Below are 26,448 nucleotides of genomic sequence, written 5' to 3' on the forward strand. Positions count from 1 at the left end.
GTCCATCTGATTTTTTTATCGTTTAAGTTATAAAAAATAGCGATTGGGTTTTCGCATCTTTCAAATTTGGGTTGCATTCAATTCTAGAATCATGACCGATTTTGGGGCGATAATGATGTTGTCGAGTGGAACGTATTTTTGACCTGTCATCAGATCTGTTGCGGCTTCTATTGTTGATAGTTGTGATGAATAGAGGGTTGGGGCGAGTCGTTTTTTTTCGGTCGGGTGGTTGTTGACCACCACCATAATGGTTTGTTTGGGGTGCGTTCTGAAATAGACATAAAGGTCATTTTGAGGAATGAAATGGATGAATTTTCCTGTTTGGAGAGCCGGACATTGACGGCGAATGTCGATGGTTTTTTTGATGTGACGCCAAGCATGCCATTGTTCAGGAGTCAGTCCATGACCAATTGAATGACTAAGAGAGTCGAGAGCTGTAAACGCCGGAAAATCTTTACGTCCGTCGGCTTTACCTTTCATCAGGTTGCCATCTGTGAGGTATTCGCTGCCGTATAGTAACATGGGGATTCCCCGGGTTGTGAACACCAGGTCGGTCATCATCAAAAATTCATTTAAGTGTAGATCGGCATTGGTGTAAGCGCGATTCGTTTTATGATTGTCGGCAAAAACGATGTTGTGAACGGGGCGATGATACCCCAAATCCCATGACATGGTTTCGTACAGACGCATGAGGCCTTCGAGCGGGGGTGTATGGTTTGAAAAGCAATGGGCGAGGGTGTGTTGCAAAGGGTAATCGCTCAGGCGTGCTGATCGGGCCAGGGTGAGTCGGTTTATTTCATGTGTTTGTATGAGTGGAGAGGGGGATGGGGTGTCTAAAATCAGGGTGAAACCCGGTATTTCGCTTGATAGCGTTGCATGCAGACTTTGAGTGAGATCGGCTGCGATGGTAAATGAATTGTCAATTTTTAGGGCATCGGCATCTGTTGTGATCATCCACCATAAGCAGCATTGCGTCAGATAACTCTTTAAATCGGGGTGGTTGGTGTTGAGGGCAATGATGTCCAGTTCGGGCCATGTGGCAAAGGCCGAGAGTGAGTCTTCGGCCGTGGCATAGGGGTCGAAATGCACGGGTTGTGGCTTTGGCTCGATATAAGCATATTGATCGGGCATGAGCCATTGCTTGACCGGAGGCGACAGTGCCAGAGGGTTTTGTTTGCCCATTTGGTTAAGCGGAAAGGTCAGGATGGTTTTAATCTGGCGTTCATGTAGTTTTTGAATCCATTTTTTGAGTTCATCCATGGAGCCCAATCGGTTGTCGGGGGCATAAAAATTGGTAACCCCCATTCGCTCGTAGGAATTGACAAACTGGTTGGTTGCCAAAATAGAGGTGAGTTCGATGGTGGTGATGCCCAGGGTATCAAAGTAATCGGTAAGGCGAATGAGGCCGGCGAAGTCACCACCATGTATGCCCGAAGGGTTGAGTGGATCAGCTCTCTCTAAGATTTCCGACGGGTTATCATTTTTGGGATTGGCGTTGTAAATACGATCCGGGAAAATCTGATATATGATGTCGCTGTTGTCGATGGGTGCTGCGTGGTGAGTGGGTTTGGCCAGCAGTTGAAGAGAGGCGGATGTGGTTTCTTTTTTGTTGTTGGTAAAGATGAGTTTTACTGACCCGGGTTTGGCCGAAGGGAGTATTTCGAGGTCGACAAACAGGTAGTTGTCATGGTCGGCTGCGCGGGTTGTCAGCACGCGTACGTCGCCGGATGAGGTGTGTACCTGATTGTTCGATAGATTTTTACCGCTTATGAGCAGCGTGAGTTTGGGGTTGTTTAATCCAACCCACCAAGTGGAGGGTTGGATGCTTTTCACGGTCGGCACAGCAGCCCATAAGGTGCTACTTAGGACTCCCAGTATGCCGATGATGACCATTGCGCGTGCCATTTTTACTTGCTTTAAAATTCAGGGAAGAATAAAGCTATGACAAAAAAACGACAAATGCGATGCTAAAACAATGAGCGGAAGTTGGTTCGTTGTTAAAAAACAAAGTTGAGCGAAGCATTGATGTTCCAGCCGCGCATTTGTTTGTTGTAGTTGAACGGGATAAAATAACCGGCTTTGGTGTCGATGAGCAGGTATCGGTTTTTGAACAGTTCCAAACCGACTGATGGGGTGACAAAAAAGATATCTTCGGTAGTTACTTCTCCGGTCCCCAGCATGTAGCCGATGGTATATCCCGAGTAAAGGTTGAAGAAGCGGCGATGACCGCGTCCCAAATACCGGGAGTAGAAATCCTGTCCAAAACCGAAGACGAACAATTCCGTCAGTGTTGAATCGTTTTGCTGGGGGGCTGTGCTGTTGTAAGCGCCCAGGGTGATGAAGCTTTTTCCACGGGTGAACATGTATTTCAGGAAATATCCATCATAGTGAGCGGCCGATAACCCTTGGGTGGGGGTGTTGATGGTCAGGTAGGAGTATTCAGCCCCGGGCATGTTGATGAATGAGACCCGGGTTTTATCGGGCGTGGTGGTCTCGTCGGTGACAAATATTTTGACGTTGTAAAGATTATCTGTGTTTTGGTAAGTGATGAGGTTTCTTTTGAGGTTGAAGATTTTTTCTTCAATGTTTTTCATCTCTCGCCACAGTTCCATGTATTGATCCGACTTGTTGTCAATTTCCTTAAGCAAAGCGGCGTATGAATCCTTTTTTTCGTTGAGATAATTGAGTTCGAGGTGAATGCGGTCAACGGCATCTTGCTGGTTCTCTTTGGTGAGTTCCAGCGAGGCGACGTGTCCCAGTTGTGGCAGCATCTGTTCGAGCTGTTTCCATTGGTTCTCCGATAGCGGAAAGTGGTAATTGGTCTGCCCGGTATATTCTTTTTGAAATTCGAGGTTGATGTTATTGGATGTCAGGAATTGGTTTAGTTGGATGCGAGCCTCTGCCATCGAGGGGGAAATGATGTTGATGGATGCATTGGTCGAGATGTATGTTTCTTGTGGTTGCGCTGTGATGAATTGTATGGCTGTGGTAAGAATCAGGATGGTGAGTAGTTGCTTCATGTTTTTATGATCGTTGAGAGATGATTATTTTATCGCCAAAATTAGTAAAAGAAGCGAGGGGGAAGTTTTGGTATTAAGAGAAGTTGGGGCGAAGAATTGACAGACGCTTCTTTAGTGATATTACTTGTCAAGTATTTTATTGACTTCTTCGGTCGTGAGTCCGGTGTCATTGGCAATTTCATCGGGTGTGATTCCTTTAGCCGCCAGGCGTTTTGCCAGGTGTGCGATGGCCGAGAGGGCTTTTTCTTTCTCTTCCCTTTCTTTTTCTTTCTCCTTCAAGGCCTCCTCTTTTTCCTTGAGTGCCTGTTCCAGCTTCTTTTCTTTCTCGGCAAAGCGTTGTTCAATTTCTTCTTCGGCCAGGGCTTGTTCCAAAAAGTTTTCGTCCCGGAGCGGAATGGAGAGGTAATCGGCAATGTCGCGGAATTCCTGGGGCACCTCTTTGATGTCGAGCACGTAACCGTCGGCCGTTTTCCATTGTTGGCTAAAGAGGCTCAGAAACTGCTCCAAGCGGCTGCGGCGTTCCTGCCCCAGACGAGCCACCTGAAGAATGTGCGAGCGATGGGTGAGCAGCCTCATGAAGAGGCTTTGCATGGCCACCGGCTCACCGGTCACCGCGTCGACGGCTGTGTTGTTGATGGTCACCGCCACATGGGGCACGTCCTCGAGCGGGTAACCCAACAGGTAGATGGTGATGATGGGGTACGCGACCTTCACATCGATGCCCTGACTGTTCTTTTCGGTGTCGGACTTCATGTAGTTGGCTCCCAGGTAACGGCGGAAACGTCGTACTTCGGCTTCGGACTTGGACTTTTGCAGTTCGATGAGCACTTTTTGCCGGGTGCCGTCGGCCAGGCGAATCACCGCTTTGAAATCGACCCGAAACAAGCGCAGCATCCGACTCTCATCAACAAACACATGCTTCTGGTTTTCCATGTGCAGCTCTTCAATCTCTTCTTCAATGATGAGGCTGATGATTTTGATGGCCAACTTGTTGTTTTCCATCAGGTATTTGAAGGCGGTGTCGTAAAGGGGATTGGCAATCTTCATGGCGGGCTTTTTTTACCGCCTAAAGATACGAAAAACAACCACTTGCTTCAAAAAACAAAACACCACCCCGATGGGTTGGACATCGGTGGGTGGTGTATGGGGTTGTTTAAATGGGGTGCATTTATCGGCGATAAACATGGTACCCCCATGCCGGCAACGTGATGGCATCATTGCCAAGGCGACAGGTTTGACCGCTAAAGTATTCTTCAAATTCACCTTTGAGCGGGTGTTGAAGTTTAAACTGTACCGCTTTATCGCTGAGATTGATGATGCTGACCACGGTGTTGGTTCCCTTTTGACGGGTGAATGCCAATATGGCTTCGGGATGAGACGTGGCAACAAGGGTGGTTTTGCCGCCAAAGGCAGCATTGGCCAGTGCCGGATTTTCTTTCTTCAAACGGGTGAGTTGCTTAAAAAAGTCGGCCATGGCCAGATTGTCCCAGTGGATGGTGTCTTTTTCAAAAAAACGAAGTCGTTTACTCAGCCCGGCTTCCTGGCCGCTATAAATGAGTGGCAATCCCGGGGCGGTGAAGGTCAACAGGGTGGCTGCTTTCACGGCATCCCCCAGTCGTTCGTATTCCGAGCCGTGCCACGAATTTTCATCGTGGTTGGTGGTAAATAACATGGGCATGCTTCCGGTCGCGTGCAGTGAGTCAGTTTTCAACAACCATCGTTCAAAAGCCGTCGCGGTGCTTTTGCCGTTGGTCAATCCGTTGAAAAGGTCTTTGAGCGACCATGCGTAATTGGCATTGAAGGCACTGTCGAGCAAAAAGCGCTGGTCTTCGTTCTCGGCCAGCATAAAGATGGGCTTCACGGCTTGCAGTTCTCGTCGGGCATGGTTCCAAAAGGAGGCGGGCACCAGTCCGGCCACGTCGCAACGAAATCCGTCCACGTTGGCTTCTTTCACCCAAAACAGCATGGCATCGGTCATGGCACGGTGCACGGCCGGTTGTGTGTAATCGAGTCCCACCACATCTGTCCAATGATCAATGGTGGTGCCGTTGTCAAACACATAGGCTTCGATGTTGCCTTGGCTGTTTTTCAGATACCATTGGGGATGTTCCACCACCCAGGGGTTGTCCCAGGCCGTGTGGTTGGCCACCCAGTCGAGAATTACTTTCATGCCCAGGTCGTGTGCCCGGTTCACCACCCGTTTAAGGTCGTCGAGGGTGCCCAGTTCGGGGTTCACGCCTTTGTAGTCTTTCACCGAGTAGTAACTGCCCAGTCCTTCTTTACGGTTTTCGATGCCAATGGGATGCACCGGCATCAGCCACAAAATGTCCACGCCCATGTTGCGCAGGCGGGGCAGATGGGGTTCAAAGGCGGCCAGTGTTCCTTGGGGCGTGTATTGGCGAAGGTTCACTTCGTAAATGACGCTGTTGCGAGCCCAGTCGGGGGTTGCCACCTTCGGGATGAGCGGGGTGTCGGGTGTTTTGTGCCGGCAAGCACCCAGGAAGGTTGCCACCAAAAGGCTTATCGTGATGAGTTGGCGTGTGTTCATAGGTTCATGTGTTTGAGTGAGATGGGCGTTACCCTAAAAGCCGGGTAGCTTTGTATGAAAAGGCGGGCAGCTTTTACCCAAAAGGTGAGCAGCTTTTACTAAAAAGGTGAGCAGCTTTTAAAATTTGCTGATACAGCTTTTTTAAAAAGCTGCTCACCTTTTTTTATTTACCGATACAGCTTTTGCCTTTGGCATTCTTCGTCATGATTAAAGGTGATGGATGAGGTCGAACCCAACCCTGGCCGATGGTGCTGAATGTGCTGTAACGGATGATGTCATGGGCATTGTAAAAGTCACAGTGGCACGATGGGGTGTCGTGCCACTGTGTTTGATGATGGGGGAATGATGTTTATGGCATCAACTCAATGATGGTGGCACTTTTGGCAGGTACCCGAATGGTTTTCAGGTCGCTGACGGCCTTGCCCGAAATGACATCCTTGCCGGTTTTAAAGTCCTTGAGGATTTCGACAAAACGACTGGTGTCAATGGTTTTGGCATCTTCCTCGGCATTGTTGAGAATCACCATCACGGCCTGATGACCCAGCGTTCTGAAGTACACGTACACTTCGTCGGCCGGGATGAAATGGGTGAGCTTTCCCTTGTGCAGCACGGGGTTGCCTTTTCGGTAGTTGAACACTTTGGCCATGTAATCCCAGGCTTCGTTCTGTTTGTGGTTGCGTCCTTTGGGGGTGAAGGCATTGAGGGTGTCGCCGGGCCATCCGCCGGGAAAGTCTTCGCGCAAAAAGCTGTGACCATCAAAGCCGTTGCCGGTCATCAAAATCTCCGATCCGTAATAGAGCTGCGGCGTGCCCCGCGTGGTAGCTAAAAAGGCCATGGCCATTTTAAACTTCCGCACATCGTTCTTCAGGAAATACATCATGCGGCCAATGTCGTGGTTTTCGGCAAAGGTGACCAGATTGTCGGGGTTGGGGTAAAGATGGTCGTCGGCCAGAATGTCGTACAGGCGCACCAATCCATCGTCCCAGGTTTCCTTCTCGTTGAAGGCTCGGCGCATGGCTTCCATCAGCGGGAAGTCGAAGATGCTGGGCAATTCCGAGTTGTAGCCGTCGCGGTTGGGGAAATCTTTTTGCCAATAAGCCAGTTTTGAGGGCGATGAGATCCACGATTCGCCCACAATGTTAAAGTTGGGATACTCACGGCGCACACGCAGGTTCCACTCGCGCATGGCTTCTTTGTCGGGGTAGGGATACGTGTCCTGACGAATGCCCTGCAGTCCGGCATATTCGACCCACCAAATGCTGTTCTGAATCATGTAATTGGCCAACAGCGGGTTTTGCAAGTTGAGGTCGGGCATCGAGTTATCGAACCATCCCCGGGTGGCCACGGCCAGATCGTGCTGCGACACGTGCGGATCGGAGACCGTGGAGAGGCGATAGTTCGAACGGGTAAAGCCGTTCCATTGGTTGATCCAGTCGGCTGCCGGTAGGTCATTCATCCACCAGTGGCCGGTGCCGCAATGGTTAAACACCATGTCCATGATGACTTTGATGCCTTTTTGGCGGGCGGCATCTACCAATTGTTTGAAATCGTCGTTGGTTCCCAGTCGGGCATCGATGCGGTAAAAGTCGGTGATGGCATAGCCGTGGTACGACGACTGTGGCATGTTGTTCTCCTGCACGGGGTTGATCCAAATGGCTGTCATGCCCAAATCGCGTATGTAGTCCAGATGGTCGCTGATGCCTTTGAGGTCACCGCCATGGCGTCCGTAAGGTTCCTTGCGGTTCATTTGTTCAATCATGCCGGGCATGTTGTCGTTGGCCGGATTGCCGTTGGCAAAACGGTCGGGCATTATCAGGTAAATGGCGTCGCTGCTGCTAAAGCCCTGGCGCATGGCCGAGCCTTCCTGGCGGGGCAACAGGTCGTAAAGACGCGTGGCCACGGTTTTCTTGCCCGAGGTGAACCGGATGGGCATTTGCCCGGGTTGTGCCGACGGGGCAATCACCACATCTAAAAACAAGTAGTTGGGGTTGCCGGTTTTGAGCGTGTGCTTGAGTTCTACACCCGGATAATTGATGCTGACATTGCAGGCCGCAATGTTAGGACCATACACCATGATTTGCAGGTTGGGATTGGCCATGCCCACCCACCAATTGAGGGGTTCAACGCGGGTGATGGCATTTTTTTGTGCCGATGACCAAAATCCTGTAAAAAGCATCATGATGGTGCTGATAATGATGAGTGATCTTTTCATGAGGTGTGGTAAATATCGGGAGGAACCCTGCAGAAGTCAATCGAAAACCGCACCATCAGCCATGACGGGCAGCCTGATTTTTGTGTTACCGTGCTGCCCGTGAGTCTGAATGGGGGTATCCTCCCTGTTGATGAATGAATGTTTTAACGTGTGATGGTGGTCGACTCGCCTGCTTTGGCCGTTACCGGTTTTCCATACAGGTAAAGGGACACATCGCCCGAGCCGTGCGCGATGATTTCCACCTGGGTGTGCGACACGCGTATCTCAATGTCGTTGCCCATAAAGGTGATGCGGAAGGCATATTCCTGCCATTGCTGGGGGATGATGGGGTTGAGGTGCAGCTGTTGGTTGTACACGCGTTTGCCGCCAAACCCTTCCACCACCGACATCCAGGTTCCGGCCATGCTGGTGATGTGCAATCCCTCGTGGGCTTCGTGGTTGTAGTCGTCCAGGTCGAGGCGCGAGGTGCGCAGGTACATTTCGTAAGCCTTGTCGATGTTGCCGATTTTGGCCGCTAAAATGGCATGCACGCATGGCGACAGCGACGACTCATGCACGGTACGTGGTTCGTAAAAGTTGAAGTTGCGGCGAATGGTCTCCGTGTCGAACTCTTCTTCGAAGACGTAGATGCCTTGCAGTGTGTCGGCCTGCTTGATGAAGCACGAGCGCAGAATGCGATCCCACGACCAGTGCTGGTTGATGGGGCGTTGTGCCGGGTCGAGGTCGGCGGCCAAAATCTGTTCTTTGTCCATGTAGCCATCCTGTTGCATAAACACGTTCAGTTGTTCGTTGAACGGGAAGTGCATGTTGGCGATGATGTGGTTCCATCGTTCGGTTTCTTTTTCATCGAACGAAGTTTTGGCCACGATGTCAGCATAGCGGGCAGGGGCATCTTTTTTGACGATGGAGAGTGCCTCTTGTGCGTATTTGAGGCACCACACCGCCATTTTGTTGGTGTACCAGTTGTTATTAATGTTGTTTTCGTATTCGTTAGGGCCGGTCACGCCCAACATCACGTATTTATTGCGTTCGTGACTCCAGGTGATGCGCTGGCTCCAAAAGCGGGCAATGCCCATGAGCACTTCGGCGCCGTATTCGGCCAAATAGCCATTGTCGCCGGTGTGGCGCAGGTAGTTGTGAATGGCAAAGGCGATGGCACCGTTTCGGTGAATCTCTTCGAAGGTAATCTCCCACTCGTTGTGGCACTCTTCGCCATTGATGGTCACCATGGGGTAGAGAGCCGCTCCGTTGGTGAATCCCAGTTTTTGGGCATTCTCAATGGCTTTTTGAAGATGTTTGTATCGATACACCAATAAATTACGGGTTACCTCGGCCGGTGCGGTGGAGATGAAAAAGGGAATGCAATAGGCTTCGGTGTCCCAGTAGGTGGTGCCACCATATTTTTCGCCGGTAAACCCTTTGGGCCCCACATTTAGGCGGGCATCTTCGCCGGTGTATGTTTGGTTGAGTTGAAAGATGTTAAAGCGGATGCCTTGCTGGGCTTCCACGTCTCCTTTAATTCGGATGTCGCTGTGGGTCCATTTATCGGCCCATTTGGCTTTGTGTTCGGCCAGCATCGTGTCGAAGCCTTTGTGCATGGCCGCCTGAGCGCTTTGTGTGGCAGCGTCCACCAAGTGGTCGGGCGCATGGTTCAGACTGCTGCTTACGGCCACGTACTTAACGATGGTGGCTACTTGTGCCTTGTTTACGGGAATGGTAACGCTGTTGCCGGCCTTGGTAGCTGTTTGTATCATGTCGGCTTTGGCAGTGACGTTCGCTGAGTCAATTTGCAGGGCGTAACGCATGGCATATCCCACTCTGAAATCGAGCTTTTTTGTTTGCGACAGCAGGGTGGCTTCGCCGGCTTTGGCGTTGCTCCATAGGATGTTCCAGAATTTTTCGTCGTAATTGGAGTCTTCGTTTTCCACATCGCCATCCAAATAGGGCACAAAGGTGATTTTCCCTGAGAAGTTGAGAGGGGTCACCGAGTAGCGGATGACGCCGTTTTCGGTGTCGGCCATGCTCAGAAAGCGGATGGCATTTACGCGCAGTTGTTTGCCCGAAGGCAGCGTGGCATCAAAGGATCGGGAGAGGGTTCCCTCCTTCATGTTGAGCACCCGTTTGAAGTGTGTGGTGGTGGCTGTGGCCAGATCGAGCATCTCACCGTCGGCCAGCACATCCAAACCAATCCAGTTGGGCGAATTGAGCACTTTGGCGAAGTACTCGGGATACCCGTTTTTCCACCATCCCACGCGTGTTTTGTCGGGGTAATAGATGCCGGCCACGTAGTTGCCTTGCAGGGTTTTGCCGCTGTATTGCTCTTCAAAGTTGGCGCGCTGCCCCATTTTACCGTTGCCCAGGCTGAAGATGCTTTCAGATGAACGGTGCATGTCTGGGTTGAATCCTTCTTCGATGATGCACCATTCGTCGGGGATTAAATATTTTTTCATGGGTTGTTGCTTTTTGATATGTCAGTAAACGATTTCGGTTCAGGTTGTTTGGCTGAATGATTTGCGCAGAAGCGCAACGTTCATTTGGTGAAGGCCATCCACCACCAGGTTGGCTTTTGCCAACACCAGGGGTGAGCCAATGCCCACGCATTTCATGCCGCCGGCCAAAGCAGCTTCCACGCCGGCTTCGGCATCTTCAAACACCACGCAGTTGGCCGGTTTCACGCCCAATGCCTCGGCTCCTTTGAGGAACACTTCGGGATCGGGTTTGGCTTTGGAGGTACTGTTGCCGTCGATGATGGCATCGAAATATGGCGTCAGACCCACCCGTTCCAATATGGTAGGGGCGTTTTTACTGGCCGAGCCCAGTGCGGTTTGAATGCCTGCAGCCCGCAATTCGGTCAGAAAGTCTTTGGCTCCCGGCAGCACTTCGTCGGCCTGCATGCGGGTGATGTATTCCACATATCGGTCGTTTTTGCGGGTGGCCAGTTGTTGTTTTTTCTCGTCATCAAAGGTCAGTCCGCCAATTTCGAGCAGGATGTCGAGCGAGGCCATGCGGCTCACCCCTTTGAGGCGTTCGTTATCGGTTTCGGTAAAGTCGAATCCCAGCTCGTTGGCCAGTTCTTTCCAGGCAATATAGTGATATTTAGCTGTGTCGACAATGACTCCGTCGAGGTCGAATAAGCAAGCTTGAATGGTCATTGGTTTCCTTTTAAGCAGTCTGTGAATAATCAATTAGTGTGACTTTGCATGAATGTCATCGACAAAGTAAACTGCGATGGCGCCCAGCAACATCGACACGCCGGCCACTATCAGGATGTAGATGGCTTGGCCGTCAAAAAAAGTTTTCAGAATGGTGCCGCCCAGCAATCCACTGATGATTTGCGGGCCGGCGATGGTGAAGTTGAAGATCCCCATGTAGATGCCCATTTTTTTTGCAGGCAGAGCGCTCGACAGGATGGCAAACGGCATGGAGAGGATGGCCGCCCAAGCAATGCCGATGCCAATCATTGACACGATGAGATGATTGGGGTTCGTCAAAAAATACATCGACACAAATCCTAAGCATCCGGCCAATAACGCCAACGCATAAACCGTTTTGCGTCCCCATTGTTTGGCCAGCCAGGGCATGGCGATGGAAAAGAGCGCTGCGAACAGGCTATATGCGCCAAAGATGATGCCCACCCAGTTGCCCGCTTCGTTGTATTGGGCCGAGCCGGCATCGCCCACGGGGGTGTGCCAAAAATGCTGAGCCACGGCCGGCGTGGTGTACACCCACATCAGGTACAGGGCAAACCATGCAAAGAATTGCACCACGGCCAGTTGTACCATGGTTTTGGGCATGGATCGAAGGGTGACCCAAAAGCTTTGCTTTTCTTGTTGTTCGGCTTCACTGATGTTTTTGTACTCGTTGAACTCGGCAGGGGGGTATTCTTTGGTTTTGAATACGGTTACCAATACGCTGATAATTAGGATTGCACCGCCAATGTAAAACGACCAGATGACCGACTGCGGCACTTGTCCGTCAGGGGCTTCGTTACTCACGCCCATCATGTTGGTGAGCACATACGGCAATATCGACCCGATGACGGCACCGGCATTGATCAGAAAGCTTTGGATGGAATATCCCACGTTGCGTTGCTCATCGGGCAGCATGTCGGCCACCAATGCCCTAAAGGGTTGAAAGGTGACGTTGAACGAGCCGTCCATGAGGGCGAAGATGATGGCGCCAAAAAGCACCGGAGCCATCCATGCCACCACCATTGAGGCGTTGGGCATCATGAACATGGCCAGCATCGATACCAATGCCCCACCCAGAATGTAAGGCAAACGTCTGCCCAAGCGGTTCCAGGTACGGTCGCTCACGTGACCCACGATGGGTTGCACGATGAGCCCCATGATGGGGGCGGCCAGCCAAAACAGTGGCAGGTGGTGCAAGTCGGCTCCCAGATTGGAAAGGATGCGGCTGGCGTTGGCGTTTTGAAGGGCAAAGCCAAATTGAACCCCCAGGAATCCGAAGCTGATGTTCCAGATTTGCCAAAACGAAAGTTTGGGTAACTGTCTCATGTGTTTAATAATGTATTAACGATGTATTCGAGTGGCCATTTCGATGCGATCGACCATTGGCCGGAGCCGGTGGCGTGGATGCAAAAATGTGCCGGTGGTTGCCAATGAACACAACAACCAACCATCCATGTGTGAACAGAAGAGAGGTGAGCTGGAAAGGTGCCCGAAAGTCTAATAAAAATCCGAAAAGGTCTAAATCCGATTCAAAATTATGCCATTTGCATTAGAAATGCCAGTGTTGTGATTTGCGAATGGTTGAAAAACAGGGGCATTAATGCTTGGAAGTGCCATTTCAAACGTTTGCAGAGGGTGTGAAAAAATGTGAATGGGAGGTGATGTTTTTTTACATCATCCTGGTGCAAACGTTTTCGGAAAGGTTTTTTATTCAGCGATGCTGATGATTTCGGTCACCACATAATTGCTCATACCGCGCCAGGGAAGCGGGTGTAGGTATTCGTTGTAACGCACTTCAATCTCTTTACCGCTGTTGAGCTCCAGGATGCGGGCAATGCTGTCGTTGGCCACGCTAAAGTCAAATTCGTTGCTTTGAATGGCTCCCGGGTTTTTGGTTTTGAAGCCCGATTGAATGAGGCGGCCTTCCCATGTTTTAAATACATAGCCTTTGTAAACCAAAAAGTTGAGATTGCCGGCCTTCACGCCCTGTCCAAATACAAAATAGTAGCGCCAATAAATGGTTCCGGCAATGGTCAAAACGATCATGAGGCTGAGGAGGAATAAGAATTTTTTCATGTTGTTGGGTAATAAGATTAAGGAATGATAGACGAGATTATATGGTGGTTGATTCGCGCACAATGAGTTCGGGTGTCAGCACCCGGGTGTGAAAGGCTTCGGCCAGGTCGGGGTTGCTGATGCGCGTGAGGAGCATGCGCGTGGATTCCTGTCCGATTTCATACCCTTTTTGACCCACGGTTGAGAGGGAGGGGGAGGAAATGGTGGCATTGGGGCCGTCACCAAAGCCAATGACTTTAATTTGTGTGGGAATCTTGTACCCGTTTTTCATGAGTAGCTGCATGGCTGCGATGGCTGTTGAATCGTTCACGGCAAAAATGCCATCGATGTGCGGAGCCAACGACAGTATGGCGTCGGCTTGTTTTGTCACATCATCCCGTGTGTCGCAGCGCATGAAAAGTGATGGGTTGATGGCGAGTTCGTTTTGCTCGTGGGCCAATTTGTACCCATCAAGACGCTGTTTGCCAATGAGCATGTGCAGTGGAGCTCCCAGCATGAGAATTTGTTTGCATCCCAGGCTAATGAGGTGTTGGGTGGCGATTCGCGCTCCTTCCCGGTCATCTACAATCACTCGATCCGATTCAATTTCTTCGCACACCCGGTCGAAAAAAACGATGGGTGTGTTGTTTTCAACAATGCGCTGAAATGGTTCGGAGTTGCGGGTGGTTTTGCTTACCGATATCAGGATGCCATCGACCTGGCTGTCGAGTAACGCCTGTATGTTAATGGCTTCGCGGGCGTCGTTTTCGTTGCTTTGGCACATCATTACTTTGTACCCTGCAGCATAGGCTACATCTTCAATGCCACTGATGACCGATGAAAAAAAGTGGTGCACGATTTCGGGAATAATCACCCCAATGGTAAAGGTTTTGGAGCTTCGCAGGCTCAATGCCAGGGCATTGGGGCGGTATTTTACCTTTTCGGCAAAGGTCTGAACCAGTTTTTTGGTCTCGGGGCTGATGTCGGGATGGTTCTTGAGCGCCCGACTGACGGTCGATGGCGATATTTCGAGAATGCGAGCAATGTCTTTTATGGTGATTTGGTGGGTTTTCATATGTCTATATTTTATTTTTCAATGGCCATGTGGAACTCGCCTAATCATTGGCTTCGCCGATCTGCGATTCTCGTGTGTGAGTAAAGGTTACTCATGGCTCGTTTCATGTGTTTTGTAAAAATTAAGATGTGAGTATCAGGACGCAAGACAATGAACTTTGATAATCATGTTACAATGTTATTTAGCTTAGTCTTAATCGAATAAAAGACAAGAAGATAGTTAGACTTGAGACAGATAAATTAGACTGAAAAGCCAAAAAGAATAGATCTAAATATCTTTCTTCATCTCATCCTCAGTCTCATCGTTTCACGTCTTTTTATCTTAACTAACAGATATAAATTGTGATTTGACCCTTTCAGTCCATAATGGTGGATCATTTAATGGAATTTTTGGTTTTTTATTCTTGCATCTCATGCAGTGGTTTGAGTTGTTAAAAATAGTCTTTTTCATGGTTTGGATGGTATGTGTTCATTCTTTGATGGGGCTATTTTTTCAATGTTGTGGCTTGTTTCGTGTCTCTGAATCATTTGTTCAGACACTTTTGTTGCGTTAAGCAGTAAAAAATAAATTCTCAAAACATGTTTTACAGCATGTTTTTAATCTGCAAACGAAACCGCAATCGTCACCGCAAACGTTTGCGGAAAGATAGATGTAAATTATTGATTCCCACTGTTAAAAACTGTTTACTTTCTCAATTTTATGCCATAGCTTTGTCATGTCCATCTGAATAAAAGAGGGTGAAAGGAAAGGTGCCCTTTTTACAGAAAGTCTTCTAAATTTCACGACAAGGTTCCAATCCGAATTAGGAATCATAATGCATTGTTAAATTATTAATTCATTTTTTTATGAGAAAATCGTCAGATTTGCTGAAAGCGCTGTTTCTCATGCTGGGTTTAGTCGTTGTGTTGACCGCACAAGCTCAGGTGAAAACGGTGACCGGCAGGGTGTCAGATGCCGCCAATGGTGACCCCATGCCCGGTGTAACGGTGGTGGTGAAAGGCACCACCAATGGAACTATTACCACTCCTGATGGAACTTATTCCATGCAGGTGGCTGATTCAGATGTTTTATTGTTTTCGTTTATAGGTTTTAAAAATCAGGAAGTGAATGTTGCCGGCCAATCGGTCATCAATATCCAGCTTAAATCCGATAATATCGGCATGGAAGAAGTGGTGGTCATCGGCTACGGGGTTTCGAAGAAAAAGGATCTCACCGGTTCGGTGCAAACCATTTCGGCCAAGGACTTTAATCAGGGAGCCATTACTTCGCCACAGCAGTTGATGAACGGTAAGGTTGCCGGTGTGCAAATTACCGATGGTGGCGGCGCACCGGGCAGTAAGTCTACCATTCGTGTGCGCGGTGGTTCTTCGCTTAAGGCCAGCAACGACCCGCTCATCATTGTTGACGGCGTGCCAATGGATAACAGTGATGTGTCAGGGATGTCGAACCCACTGAGTGTGGTGAATCCCAACGATATTGAAACCTTTACCGTGTTGAAAGACGCCTCGGCCACCGCCATTTATGGTAGCCGAGCCTCTAACGGAGTTATCCTCATTACCACTAAAAAAGGAAAAGGAACCGATATTCATGTCGATTACACGGGAAATGTGTCGGTGAATACGCCCACCAAAATGGTGGATGTGCTCGATGCCGGTGAATATAGTGAGCTTCTGAAGCAAAAGTTTCCTGCCAATGCTGGTTTAATGGGGAGTGCCTCTACCGATTGGCAAAAGGAGATTTACAAAACCACCACCAGCACCGACCATTCTATTGCCATTGCCGGTAACGTGAAAAAGGTGATGCCGTTCCGCGCCTCAGTGGGCTACAATAATTCAAACGGGATTCTTGACCAGTCGCAAATGCAGCGCACCACCGGCTCTTTGAACCTGAATCCTTCGTTTTTTAAAGATCATTTACGCATCAATGCATCTATGAAGGGAATGTTGTTGAAAAATAACTTCTCAAACACCGATGCCATTGGCGATGCCATCAGCATGGATCCCACGCAGGCTGTGACAGGCGATGCTTATGAGCCTTTTGGCGGTTATTTTGCCTGGGCCGACTCGCAAGGCAATCCCAACGCCAATGCGCCCATGAACCCTCGCGCCCGCATTGACCAAAAACGTAACCGTTCGACGGTGAACCGCTTTATCGGGAATTTTCAGGCCGACTATAAATTCCACTTCCTGCCCGAGTTGCGTGCCAACCTGAATGTGGGTACTGATGTGTCGACCGGCGAAGATGACGGCGGCGTGCAAAACGCACTTGGCGCAGCCTGGGATGTGCCTGCTTATGCTCGTGGCGGCGCTTACAACACTTATTTGCAAAAGAAAAAGAACGAGTTGCTCGACTTCTATTTGCAATACACCAAAGATTTGCCCGATTACAAATCGCGTTTCGATGTGATGGGCGGTTACTCATGGCAACATTTTTGGAAACAGGAAGAGACACAGTCGTTCTACAACGATCCGCTTGATCCAGATGCCGATCACGTGCGTGATCCTTACAAAATGACCAAATCGGAGAACTATTTGGTGTCGTTCTTCGGGCGTGCCAACTATGTGTATGACGATCGCTACTACGTGACATTTACTTTGCGTAACGATGGATCTTCGCGATTTTCCGATGAAAACCGTTGGGGCTTGTTCCCATCTTTGGCTCTGGCCTGGAACGTGAAAGGTGAAAATTTCCTGACAGATAACTCCACCGTGTCAAACATGAAGCTTCGTTTGGGGTACGGTGTGACCGGTCAGCAAGATATTGGCAACGATTACGGCTACTTTGGTGTGTACACCGCCGGTGAAACCACGGCTGCATACGTTTATTACAAAGAAGTCAACGGGTCTTATCAGCGCGTGTTGGTGAATACTCTTCGTCCTGAAGGTTACGATGCCAACTTAAAATGGGAAGAAACGGTGACTTACAATGCCGGGATTGATTATGGGTTCTTTAATGACCGTTTGTATGGTGCTTTGGATGTGTATTTGCGCAAAACCAACGATTTGCTTAACGAAATTCCTGTGCCTGCCGGAGCTAACCTTGAAAACGTGTTGACCACCAACGTGGGTAACCTCGAAAACAAAGGTGTGGAATTTTCGGTGAATGGCGTGCTGATAAAATCAACCGACCTGACCTGGGAGCTGGGCGCCAACGTGACGTTTAATGAGAATGAAATCACCAAGTTGACCCGTGTGGATGACCTCAATTACGTGGGGGTTGCCAATGGAGATATTTCGGGTGGTACCGGCAATATGATCAAGATTCACCAGGTGGGACAGCCAGTGGGCTCGTTCTTTGTGTACGAGCAGGTGTATGGACAGGATGGTCGCCCCATCGAGGGTGTGTATGTCGACCGAGATGTAGATGGTGAAATCACCACTGCTGATATGTATGTGGCCGGCAATCCTTCTCCCAAGGTGATGTTGGGCATCAACACCTCGCTCAATTACAAAAACTGGGACTTTAGCCTCTCGGGACGTGCCAACCTGGGCATGAAGGTTTACAATAACATTGCTTCCAATGCCGGGTATTTTAACCGCATGCAAACCAGTGGACAGTATTTGGGCAACCTTAATAGTGATGTGTTCAATACCGGATTCTTCACACCTCAGTATTTCTCTGATTATTATGTGAAGAATGCCTCGTTTTTCCGCCTCGACAACGTGACTTTGGGTTATCGATTTAAGGATTTGATGAGCAGCAAGATGAACATGCGGGTGTATGCCACCGTCAACAACGTGTTTGTGCTGACTGATTATGATGGCATCGATCCCGAAGTTTCCGATGGCATCGACCGGAATATCTATCCCCGTCCACGCACCTTCTTGTTGGGTGTAAGTGTTTCATTCTAAAATTTTAATCAGATGAAAAAATCAATCATACAATATTTTGGAGCCGCACTGCTTTCGGTGTCGTTGTTCAGCTCATGTGTCAATGACCTGGATGTGCTCCCCATCGATCCCAGCATGGATACTTCCGATAAAGTTTACGATTCGCAGGAAGCTTTATACCAGGGATTGACTAAGATTTATGCAGGATTTGCCGTGTCGGGACAAAAAGGTCCCAGTGGTAACGGTGACCTGGGTGGCTTTGACGAAGGGCACAGCCAGTACTGGCGTGGTTACTTTGTGTGCCAGGAATTGCCTACCGACGAGTGTGTCAATGGTTGGGGTGACGGGACCTTGCCTACAGTGAGTCAAATGACCTGGACGTCCAGTCAGGAGCACATTCGCCAGTTTTACTATCGTGCATTGTATCAGGTGTCGTTGGTGAATGAGTTTATCCGTCAGGCCAAGAGCAATGCCAGTGCTGAGTGGACTGCCGTGCCCCAATATGTGGCCGAAGCGCGTTTCTTGCGTGCCCTGGCTTACTGGCACGCCCTCGACCTTTTTGGAAACGGAATTCCCTTTGTGACCGAAAATGATGCCATTGGCTCAACTTTACCCAATCCTGCCGGTAAGGACGAACGCGGTCCTGAGTTGTTCAATTACATCGAGTCGGAATTGTTGGCCATTGTGGGCGATACCGATGATGATACTTATGTGTTGCTCGATCCCCGAAAAGGAATGGTTGGCCAGGCCGATAAAGCCGCTGCCTGGATGTTGCTGGCCAAGCTGTATCTAAACCATGGCGTTTATTTGGCGAAAGTAGATAATGCCTATTATACCAAGGCTCGCAATTACCTCAATAAGGTGATTAACGAAGGCGGTTATCGCCTTATTGACGCTACGGATGCCGTTGATGGGGATGTGTACAATGTGTATGAGTATCTCTTTTTGGCCGACAATTATCGTTGCAACAGCGAGATCATCTACTCCATTAATTGTGATGGGTTGAATTCACAAACTTATGGTGCCACCACGTACATCATTAACGCTGCAGTGGGCGGCGAGATGAATAAGGCCGATTATGGGTGTGGTTCATGGGGTGGAAACAGAACGACTAAGGCTTTGGTGAACAAATTTGATAATGGAGACATTCGTGCTCTCTGGTTTACCAATGGCCAAAGTCTCGAAATCACCAAGCAGGATCAGTTTACACATGGTTATGCGGTCGTGAAATTTAAGAACATGACCCGAGATGGAAAGCCTGGTGGCAATGCCACTTCTGAATTTGCCGATGTGGATGTACCGGTGTTTCGTTTAGCCGATGCCTATTTGATGGCTGCCGAGGTCGATTTGCGTTTGGAGGGTACCGTTTCATCGGCCAACCTCAACAATTTGAAAAAAATTACCGATCGTGCCGGCGTGACATTCCCGACCACTGTTGATCTCAATTACATCCTCGATGAGCGTGCCCGTGAGCTTTACTGGGAGTGCCACCGTCGCACCGATTTGATTCGTTTTGGGAAATTTACTTCTAGAGATTATGTGTGGCCGTTGAAAGGCGGTGATCTTAATGGAAAGGCTGTGGATAAAAAGTACAACCTGATGCCCATTCCGTCAACCGATGTGATGGCCAATACCAACCTGAAACAGAATACCGACTATTAATCTTTTAATGTGATGATTATGAAATTTCTTAAGATATTTCCCGCATTGCTGCTCTTGTCGGCCATGTGGACTGCCTGTGAAGACGACACCGATCCCCGAATCCCGGCCGATGCTGTTGCACCGATGCTCACGGCACCCACAGAAGGGGGTGAGTTCGTTCTGCTCAAGGTCAACGAAAGCGACGTGTTCCAAACTTTTAAATGGAATGATGCCGACCTGAAACTCAACGTGGTGACCACTTACGATTTGGAGGTGGATGGTGTGGATGGCGATTTTTCTAATAATAAGTACATTGCCAAAAACATCACCTCGCCATACGAAATTAAGGTCACCGACTTTAACAAAGGTCTCTTGGGTGCCGGTTTTGAAGATGGAATATCCCATCGTATTAAAGTGCGTATCAAAGCAGCTAATTACTTGGCTTCGGAGGTGATTGAAATGACCGTGACCCCTTATTTCGATGCTGAACCATGGAGTATCATTGGTAGCGCTGTGGGTGGTTGGGATGTGGTCAACGATAAGTATATGAACTATGACAAAGTGAAGCAGGCTTATGTTTTAACGCTTGAGCTACAACCTGGTGAGTTTAAATTTCGTGCACCCAAAGTCGATAAAGATAATCCATGGAAAACCAATTATGGTCTGAAGGGGTCATCTGCCGTCTATGAAAATGACAATGATGTAGAATTAAAAGCCGATGGCGGCAATGTCAAGACCTTGGGTGGTAACTACACCATTACCTTGGATGTGGCTAATATGAAATTCTCCATCAAGCAAAATTCAGCTTCGTCCATGACCAATTGGACAGATGTGGTGTTAGATGTTTATGGCCAGGGGGTAAGTGTCGATAATAGCAGTGTCGTTGCCGATGGTGATCAATATAAATTGATTGCTGACAGCGATGGGAAACCATCGGTTGCATCTGCTGTTTATACATGGACTTGGAAAAATGTAGCACTCGAAGCCGATGCCGGATTTAAAATTCGTACGAAAGACGGTGTTGCGCCTCCTGTGAATGGTGCTTTCTTTGAGGCCGGTTACAGCGCCTTGGATGCAGCTGCCAGTTCTTCAAAAGTGGTTGAATTAAATGGTGATCTTTCGGTTACCGCAAAAGGTAATTATGACATTACCATTACCATTGATGCCACGAATGATGATGTGAAAAAAATCATCATCAAAGATCCTTATCCATCGGCTCTTTACATGATTGGTGATGGTGTAGGCACCTGGAAGTGGGATGAAACTGATTTGGCCATGGTTCCTGTCAATGGTACTCCATCGCAGTTTTGGAAAATAGTGTGGCTCAAGGGTTCCGGTGGTTTCAAATTCTCTCCCGTGAAGGATTGGAAAGGTGACTTTGGCGCTGCCGTAGGTAGCGCCGGTGAAGGTGAATTTGCTTTTGGTGGCGAAAATATTACTGTGCCTGCAACTGCCGGTTATTATATGGTGGTGGTTGACTACAACAAACAGAAAATCGCCGTTTCACCTGTGAAGGTCTATCTGATGGGTGAGACTGTTGGTAGTTGGGATGCCGGAGTTGAAGCGAATCTTTTCGCTGTCGATAATGCCAACGATGTGGTGACACTCACCAAAACCCTTTCGCCCGGCAATCTGCGCATGTATGCCTGGCACGATTGGTTCAGTGCCTGGTGGCGGTCTGAATTCAACGTCATTGGCGGTGATATCGTGATGCGTGGCAATGGTGGCGATCAGGATCCCGTCGCGATTGAAGCCAATAATTATAAAATTGACCTGAATTTTAAAACCCTGAAGGGTGTTTTGACCCCTCAGTAAGCGTTGCGATTTAAAAGAAGTGCACGGGTTACTCCATGCACTTCTTTCCTTTTTTTGAAAGTGTAACCGATTGGATGTGTGGATGTATGAAGCGATTGATTTCCTTTTTGTTGTTGTGTGTGGTCACTGTATCGGCCTTTTCGCAAGTGGTCATCACCTCTCCTGCGATGGTGACCGAAGGGCAAGTTGTGTCTGTCACGTTTAATGCGGCGTTGGGAAGTGGCGGATTGATGAATTTTACTGGCGATGTGTATGCCCATACCGGGGTCATTACCAATAAGAGTACTTCGGATAACGACTGGAAATATTTAGTGGCCAATTGGTCGGTCAATTTGCCAAAGGCCAAGCTCACTCGTTCCGGTGCCAATACTTACCAATTGATGCTATCTCCCGATATTCGTAAATTTTATGGTGTGCCCGATGGGGAAACCATTATCAAGATGGCTTTCGTGTTTCGCAGCGCCGATGGTTCCAAAGAAGGAAAGGATACCGGGGGAAAGGACATTGTGGTGCCGGTGTATGCGTCGGGGGTGAACGTCTCATTTTCCAAACCATCGCTCGATTACTCAATGATGGCACCCGGGAATCTCTTGGATGTGGAAGTAAATGCGGCCGGTCATCAACAAATATCATTGTTCATGGGTAATGACCTGCTTCAAACGGCAACGCAATCGCCTCTTAAATACACATTAACGGTTCCTTCGGAGGGAAAACATTTGTTACGTGCTGTGGCCACGGATGGTCGGGCTGAAGCAGCTGATACCTGCTTTTTTGTGGTGTTGGAGCCTGCCAGTCAAGCTCCTCGTCCTTCGGGGCTCCGACGGGGTGTCAATCGCATCGATGATCATTCGGTCACCTTATTGATTTACGCGCCTTACAAAGATTATATTTATCTGGCCGGTGATTTTAATGAATGGATGCCCGGCCCTGAACACCAAATGATGAAGGATGGGGATTACTTTTGGCTCACCCTCAATCATCTTCCGCCCGACACCGAATATGCTTATCAATATTGGATGGATGGTGATTTGAAAATTGCTGATCCTTATGCTACTAAGGTGCTCGATCCCATTAACGATAAATTTATCCCTTCGCGTGTTTATCCCGACCTAAAGGCTTATCCTTTAGGTAAGACAGATGGTTTGGTATCGGTGTTCCAAACGAACCCTACTTCCTTTGAATGGACTGTTTCTGACTTTGTCCCTCCATCACCGGATACGTTGGTGGTGTACGAGTTGTTGATTCGCGATTTTACGGCCAATGGCGATATCAAAACTGTGACCGATACCCTGGCTTATCTCAAACGACTGGGTGTCAATGCTATTGAGTTGATGCCTTTCAACGAGTTCGAAGGCAACGACAGTTGGGGGTACAATCCGTCGCTTTATTTTGCCCCCGACAAAGCTTACGGAACCGTCACCGATTACAAGCAATTTATCGATGCCTGTCACCGTCAGGGCATTGCCGTCATACAGGACATGGTTCTCAACCACTCTTTTGGGCAATCGCCGTTTGTGAAAATGTATTTTGATGCCGGAAAGCCGGCCGCCAACAATCCCTGGTATAATCGCGATTATAATATGAAGAATCCGGATGCACAGTGGGGTTTCGACTTTAATCACGAGAGCCCTGAAACCCAGGCATTGGTCGATAGCATTTGTGCGTATTGGATGACCGAATACAAGATTGATGGTTTTCGTTTCGACTTCACCAAAGGCTTTACCAATACTCCATACGGGGTCAATGACTGGGCCAGCGCTTATGATGCGTCGCGTATTGCCATTCTCAAACGCATGGCCAATGAAATATGGAAGCGCAAGCCCGATGCCCTTGTCATCTTTGAGCATTTGAGCGACAATGCCGAAGAAAAGGAATTGGCCGATCATGGCATCTTATTGTGGGGGAATCAAAATCATGCTTTTAACGAGGCCACCATGGGTTTTCACGAAAACAACAAATCGGACATCACCTGGGCCAATTATCAATATCGGGGCTTTACCAAACCTCATGTGGTTAACTATATGGAGAGTCATGACGAAGAGCGCTTAATGGTGAGGAACCTGCTTTATGGGAACTCCACCGCTTCCTATCAGGTGAAACAACTTTCGGTATCTCTTGAACGCATCAAAGCGGCTGGTGCCATTCTCTTTGCCATTCCCGGCCCGGTAATGGTGTGGCAGTTTGGCGAGCTGGGGTACGACGTGAGCATTGATGAAAACGGGCGTACCGGTAAAAAACCTGTGTTGTGGACTTATCAGCAGGAACCCGAGCGAACTGCAGTGTTTGAGACTTGGTCGGATATGATTGCCCTGAAGAAGCAAGAGCCTTTGTTTCGGAGTTCCGATTTTTCACTCGAATTAAAGGGGGCTGTTAAGACTGTGCGTTTTATGGAAGGGGGCGATGAAGTTGTCGTTTTGGCCAATTTTGATGTCAAATCGCAAACCGTACAGCTTCCTGTATCTGTTAAAGGAACTTGGTATAATTACTTCAAAGGGGATAGTCTGGTGGTGAATCAAACCAGCTTACCGGTAACGTTAAAAGCCGGCGAATATCGTGTGTTGTCATCCAGGCCATTGGCTGGGTTCAATCGGTTTGTTGAGCCTGCTGTGGTGGAACCCGATCGTTCTTCGTTTGTTTATCCGGAGGAATTGACGCGAAACTACACCGTTAACAATCCGTTCGAATCGAACGGAGAAGTGTGGGTTTATAATAGTTACGGGCGACTGATTCATCAAATGGACATTGAACGTTCCGTCAATTTGAATCTTAATGCTGCATCCGGAGGCGTGTGCGTGGTGACGGTACATGCCGGTGGCAATGTGGCCAGGCAAAAAATTGTTTTGTACTGAATGTTGCGAGTCATTTACTTTTTGTTCTGTTGAGGGGGGTGTGTAGATGAATTACAATGTCAATTATACTTTTATAACATTTGTGTAATGTTCATTTTTTCTGTTGAAGCCTTGCTAAGCGTGGTTTTTTAAAAGCATAAACCGGACGTGTTGATTTGCGTTGCGGAAAAAAATTTAGATGAATGTTTTTGGTCACAAAAATTCTTAGTAATTATGTACCCGGTTTTGGCAGGTTTTATACATGTAATGCGCAGCCTGTCAATTATTTAAATTAAAAACAGAAGTATGTCATTAAAGAAACACATCCTCGACCTTCGTAAAAGGAAAGAGAAAGTGCAGATGGGTGGTGGCGAAGCTGCGATTGAAAAGCAGGTGGCCATGGGGAAACTTACCGCCCGCGACCGTATTTTAGCACTTTTGGACAGAGATTCTTTTACCGAGTACGACCTCTTTGCAGCACATGAAGGGCGTGACTTTGGCATGGAAAAAAAAGAGCTTCATGGTGACGGTGTTATCATTGGAACCGGTACCATTTATGGAGCACCCATTTGTATTTTTGCACAAGACTTTACAGTTGCCGGTGGTTCATTGGGCTTAATGCACGCCCGTAAAATCACCAAAATTATGGATCACGCCATCAAGATGCGTGTGCCTCTGATCGGGATTAACGACTCCGGGGGTGCACGTATTCAGGAAGGGGTGAACTCGTTGGCCGGTTATGGTGAAATTTTCTACCGTAATACGTTGGCATCGGGTGTGATTCCTCAAATTTCGGTGATTCTGGGCCCTTGTGCCGGAGGCGCCGTGTATTCTCCTGCACTAACTGACTTTGTGTTTGTGGTCGAGAATATCTCAAAAATGTTCATTACCGGCCCCAACGTGATCAAAACCGTTTTGGGCGAAGAGATTTCGATGGAAGACTTGGGCGGTGCCCGCGTTCATGCCGAAATTACAGGTAACGCACACTTCTTTGCTCAGAGCGAACAGGAATGTTTCGACCAAATCAAGAAATTGATGTCGTTCATCCCTGCCAATAACTCGGTAAAAGCTAAGTCATTTCCTCCCAAAGAACCTAAGTTTAAGGGGCATGTTGAGGACATTATCCCGGCCGATCCCAAAAAACCATACGATGTTCGTGATGTGATTCGCGCCATTGTTGATGATTCTGATTTCTTTGAAATTCAGGAACTGTTTGCTGCTAACATCGTGATCGGTTTCGGTCGTATGAATGGGCAGACAGTTGGTTTTGTAGCCAACCAGCCTTTGGTGCTGGCAGGTGTGTTGGATTGCGACAGCTCTGATAAAGCGGCTCGTTTCATTCGTTTCTGTAACGCCTTCAGCATTCCCATTGTCACCCTCGAAGACATGCCAGGTTACCTTCCCGGCGTGGATCAGGAGCATGCAGGGGTGATTCGTCACGGGGCAAAAGTGTTGTATGCTTATTCTGAAGCTACAGTGCCTAAAATTACCGTGATTCTTCGCAAAGCTTACGGTGGTGGTTACATCGCTATGAATTCGCGTCACCTGGGAGCCGACTTTATGTTTGCATGGCCAACCGCCGAAATCGCTGTCATGGGACCCGAAGGAGCTGCCAATATCATCTTCAAAAAAGAGATTGACGAAGCTGAAGATCCCGATGCAATGCGTCAAGTTAAGGTGCAGGAATACATCGATAAATTTGCCAATCCATACGTGGCTGCTGCTAAAGGGTACATCGATTCAGTGATTGAACCTGCTGAAACTCGTTCCATGTTGTTGCATGCCATTGAAGTATCGGCCAATAAAAACGATCAACGTCCATTTAAAAAACACGGGATTCCTCCGTTCTAATGCAAACCATCATGGAAGAGAAAAAATTGGAATTGGTTGATTTTGTCGTGACTGCGCGCAAATATAAAACCACTCTGACCAAGAAATTCATCAACCGGACGGTGTATGTTGCGCCCAATCCCGATGAAATAAAGTCCTATATTCCCGGAACTGTGATCAGTATCAAGGTGAAAGTGGGGCAGAAAGTGAAGGCCGGCGAAACCATCATGATTCAGGAAGCTATGAAAATGATGAACCAGATCAAGATGCCTCGCGATGGAGCCATCAAAGAGATTTTGGTTGCTGAAGGTCAGCGAATCCGCAAAAGCGATTTAATGATTGTGATTGAGTAATATAAAAAGGCTGCCCTCGGGCAGCCTTTTTTATTGTGGTTCTGTATGTG

Annotated in this window: 16 protein-coding genes; 6 read left to right on the plus strand and 10 right to left on the minus strand. The window is 48.5% G+C overall.

The window, feature by feature from the left end:
- Nucleotides 1-60: 60 nt before the first annotated feature.
- From LX69_RS00755 to LX69_RS00800, 10 genes are all read right to left on the minus strand, one after another.
- Nucleotides 61-1,905, minus strand: a complete 1,845-nt coding sequence (locus tag LX69_RS00755; RefSeq protein ID WP_111443881.1) for a cyclomaltodextrinase N-terminal domain-containing protein — start codon at nucleotides 1,903-1,905, stop codon at nucleotides 61-63.
- 92 nt (nucleotides 1,906-1,997) lie between these two features.
- The gene (locus LX69_RS00760) at nucleotides 1,998-3,020 is read right to left on the minus strand and encodes a hypothetical protein (protein WP_111443882.1); all 1,023 of its coding nucleotides are present in this window, start codon (nucleotides 3,018-3,020) and stop codon (nucleotides 1,998-2,000) included.
- Nucleotides 3,021-3,140: 120 nt separating this feature from the next.
- Nucleotides 3,141-4,067, minus strand: a complete 927-nt coding sequence (locus LX69_RS00765; protein ID WP_111443883.1) for a hypothetical protein — start codon at nucleotides 4,065-4,067, stop codon at nucleotides 3,141-3,143.
- A gap of 121 nt (nucleotides 4,068-4,188) precedes the next feature.
- A complete protein-coding gene (locus LX69_RS00770; protein WP_111443884.1) occupies nucleotides 4,189-5,568 on the minus strand; it encodes an alpha-amylase family glycosyl hydrolase in 1,380 nt (459 codons plus the stop codon).
- A gap of 349 nt (nucleotides 5,569-5,917) precedes the next feature.
- A complete protein-coding gene (locus tag LX69_RS00775; RefSeq protein ID WP_111443885.1) occupies nucleotides 5,918-7,780 on the minus strand; it encodes a glycoside hydrolase family 13 protein in 1,863 nt (620 codons plus the stop codon).
- Nucleotides 7,781-7,923: 143 nt separating this feature from the next.
- Nucleotides 7,924-10,230 carry a family 65 glycosyl hydrolase domain-containing protein gene (locus LX69_RS00780; RefSeq protein WP_111443886.1) on the minus strand — a complete coding sequence of 769 codons (2,307 nt, stop codon included), beginning with the start codon at nucleotides 10,228-10,230 and terminating at the stop codon, nucleotides 7,924-7,926.
- 39 nt (nucleotides 10,231-10,269) lie between these two features.
- Nucleotides 10,270-10,932 carry a beta-phosphoglucomutase gene (gene pgmB / locus LX69_RS00785; protein ID WP_111443887.1) on the minus strand — a complete coding sequence of 221 codons (663 nt, stop codon included), beginning with the start codon at nucleotides 10,930-10,932 and terminating at the stop codon, nucleotides 10,270-10,272.
- Nucleotides 10,933-10,965: 33 nt separating this feature from the next.
- Nucleotides 10,966-12,297, minus strand: a complete 1,332-nt coding sequence (locus LX69_RS00790; RefSeq protein ID WP_111443888.1) for an SLC45 family MFS transporter — start codon at nucleotides 12,295-12,297, stop codon at nucleotides 10,966-10,968.
- A 381-nt stretch (nucleotides 12,298-12,678) separates the two neighbouring features.
- On the minus strand, nucleotides 12,679-13,047 hold the full coding sequence (locus LX69_RS00795; RefSeq protein WP_111443889.1) for a hypothetical protein: 369 nt from the start codon (nucleotides 13,045-13,047) through the stop codon (nucleotides 12,679-12,681).
- A gap of 37 nt (nucleotides 13,048-13,084) precedes the next feature.
- On the minus strand, nucleotides 13,085-14,101 hold the full coding sequence (locus LX69_RS00800) for a LacI family DNA-binding transcriptional regulator (RefSeq protein ID WP_111443890.1): 1,017 nt from the start codon (nucleotides 14,099-14,101) through the stop codon (nucleotides 13,085-13,087).
- An 845-nt stretch (nucleotides 14,102-14,946) separates the two neighbouring features.
- On the opposite strand from LX69_RS00800, the gene LX69_RS00805 reads away from it, so the two are divergent.
- The 6 genes from LX69_RS00805 (at nucleotide 14,947) to LX69_RS00830 (ending at nucleotide 26,398) form a co-directional block, all read left to right on the plus strand.
- Nucleotides 14,947-17,952, plus strand: coding sequence for a SusC/RagA family TonB-linked outer membrane protein (locus LX69_RS00805; protein ID WP_111443891.1), 3,006 nt, complete (start codon nucleotides 14,947-14,949; stop codon nucleotides 17,950-17,952).
- Between the two features lie 12 nt (nucleotides 17,953-17,964).
- Nucleotides 17,965-19,593 carry a RagB/SusD family nutrient uptake outer membrane protein gene (locus LX69_RS00810; protein WP_111443892.1) on the plus strand — a complete coding sequence of 543 codons (1,629 nt, stop codon included), beginning with the start codon at nucleotides 17,965-17,967 and terminating at the stop codon, nucleotides 19,591-19,593.
- Nucleotides 19,594-19,611: 18 nt separating this feature from the next.
- A complete protein-coding gene (locus LX69_RS00815) occupies nucleotides 19,612-21,387 on the plus strand; it encodes a SusF/SusE family outer membrane protein (protein WP_170124175.1) in 1,776 nt (591 codons plus the stop codon).
- Between the two features lie 86 nt (nucleotides 21,388-21,473).
- Nucleotides 21,474-24,236, plus strand: a complete 2,763-nt coding sequence (locus tag LX69_RS00820; RefSeq protein WP_170124176.1) for an alpha-amylase family glycosyl hydrolase — start codon at nucleotides 21,474-21,476, stop codon at nucleotides 24,234-24,236.
- Nucleotides 24,237-24,521: 285 nt separating this feature from the next.
- Nucleotides 24,522-26,066, plus strand: a complete 1,545-nt coding sequence (locus LX69_RS00825; RefSeq protein WP_111443895.1) for an acyl-CoA carboxylase subunit beta — start codon at nucleotides 24,522-24,524, stop codon at nucleotides 26,064-26,066.
- 11 nt (nucleotides 26,067-26,077) lie between these two features.
- Nucleotides 26,078-26,398 carry a biotin/lipoyl-containing protein gene (locus LX69_RS00830; protein ID WP_111443988.1) on the plus strand — a complete coding sequence of 107 codons (321 nt, stop codon included), beginning with the start codon at nucleotides 26,078-26,080 and terminating at the stop codon, nucleotides 26,396-26,398.
- The last annotated feature ends 50 nt before the right edge of the window (nucleotides 26,399-26,448 follow it).

Source organism: Breznakibacter xylanolyticus (assembly GCF_003254275.1).
GTDB lineage: Bacteria > Bacteroidota > Bacteroidia > Bacteroidales > Marinilabiliaceae > Breznakibacter > Breznakibacter xylanolyticus.

Bases quoted from the DNA above. Each gene is read 5' to 3' on its own strand.
- LX69_RS00755 (WP_111443881.1), bottom strand. From the start codon at position 1,905: ATGGCACGCGCAATGGTCATCATCGGCATACTGGGAGTCCTAAGTAGC.
- LX69_RS00760 (WP_111443882.1), bottom strand. From the start codon at position 3,020: ATGAAGCAACTACTCACCATCCTGATTCTTACCACAGCCATACAATTC.
- LX69_RS00765 (WP_111443883.1), bottom strand. From the start codon at position 4,067: ATGAAGATTGCCAATCCCCTTTACGACACCGCCTTCAAATACCTGATG.
- LX69_RS00770 (WP_111443884.1), bottom strand. From the start codon at position 5,568: ATGAACACACGCCAACTCATCACGATAAGCCTTTTGGTGGCAACCTTC.
- LX69_RS00775 (WP_111443885.1), bottom strand. From the start codon at position 7,780: ATGAAAAGATCACTCATCATTATCAGCACCATCATGATGCTTTTTACA.
- LX69_RS00780 (WP_111443886.1), bottom strand. From the start codon at position 10,230: ATGAAAAAATATTTAATCCCCGACGAATGGTGCATCATCGAAGAAGGA.
- pgmB (WP_111443887.1), bottom strand. From the start codon at position 10,932: ATGACCATTCAAGCTTGCTTATTCGACCTCGACGGAGTCATTGTCGAC.
- LX69_RS00790 (WP_111443888.1), bottom strand. From the start codon at position 12,297: ATGAGACAGTTACCCAAACTTTCGTTTTGGCAAATCTGGAACATCAGC.
- LX69_RS00795 (WP_111443889.1), bottom strand. From the start codon at position 13,047: ATGAAAAAATTCTTATTCCTCCTCAGCCTCATGATCGTTTTGACCATT.
- LX69_RS00800 (WP_111443890.1), bottom strand. From the start codon at position 14,101: ATGAAAACCCACCAAATCACCATAAAAGACATTGCTCGCATTCTCGAA.
- LX69_RS00805 (WP_111443891.1), top strand. From the start codon at position 14,947: ATGAGAAAATCGTCAGATTTGCTGAAAGCGCTGTTTCTCATGCTGGGT.
- LX69_RS00810 (WP_111443892.1), top strand. From the start codon at position 17,965: ATGAAAAAATCAATCATACAATATTTTGGAGCCGCACTGCTTTCGGTG.
- LX69_RS00815 (WP_170124175.1), top strand. From the start codon at position 19,612: ATGAAATTTCTTAAGATATTTCCCGCATTGCTGCTCTTGTCGGCCATG.
- LX69_RS00820 (WP_170124176.1), top strand. From the start codon at position 21,474: ATGAAGCGATTGATTTCCTTTTTGTTGTTGTGTGTGGTCACTGTATCG.
- LX69_RS00825 (WP_111443895.1), top strand. From the start codon at position 24,522: ATGTCATTAAAGAAACACATCCTCGACCTTCGTAAAAGGAAAGAGAAA.
- LX69_RS00830 (WP_111443988.1), top strand. From the start codon at position 26,078: ATGGAAGAGAAAAAATTGGAATTGGTTGATTTTGTCGTGACTGCGCGC.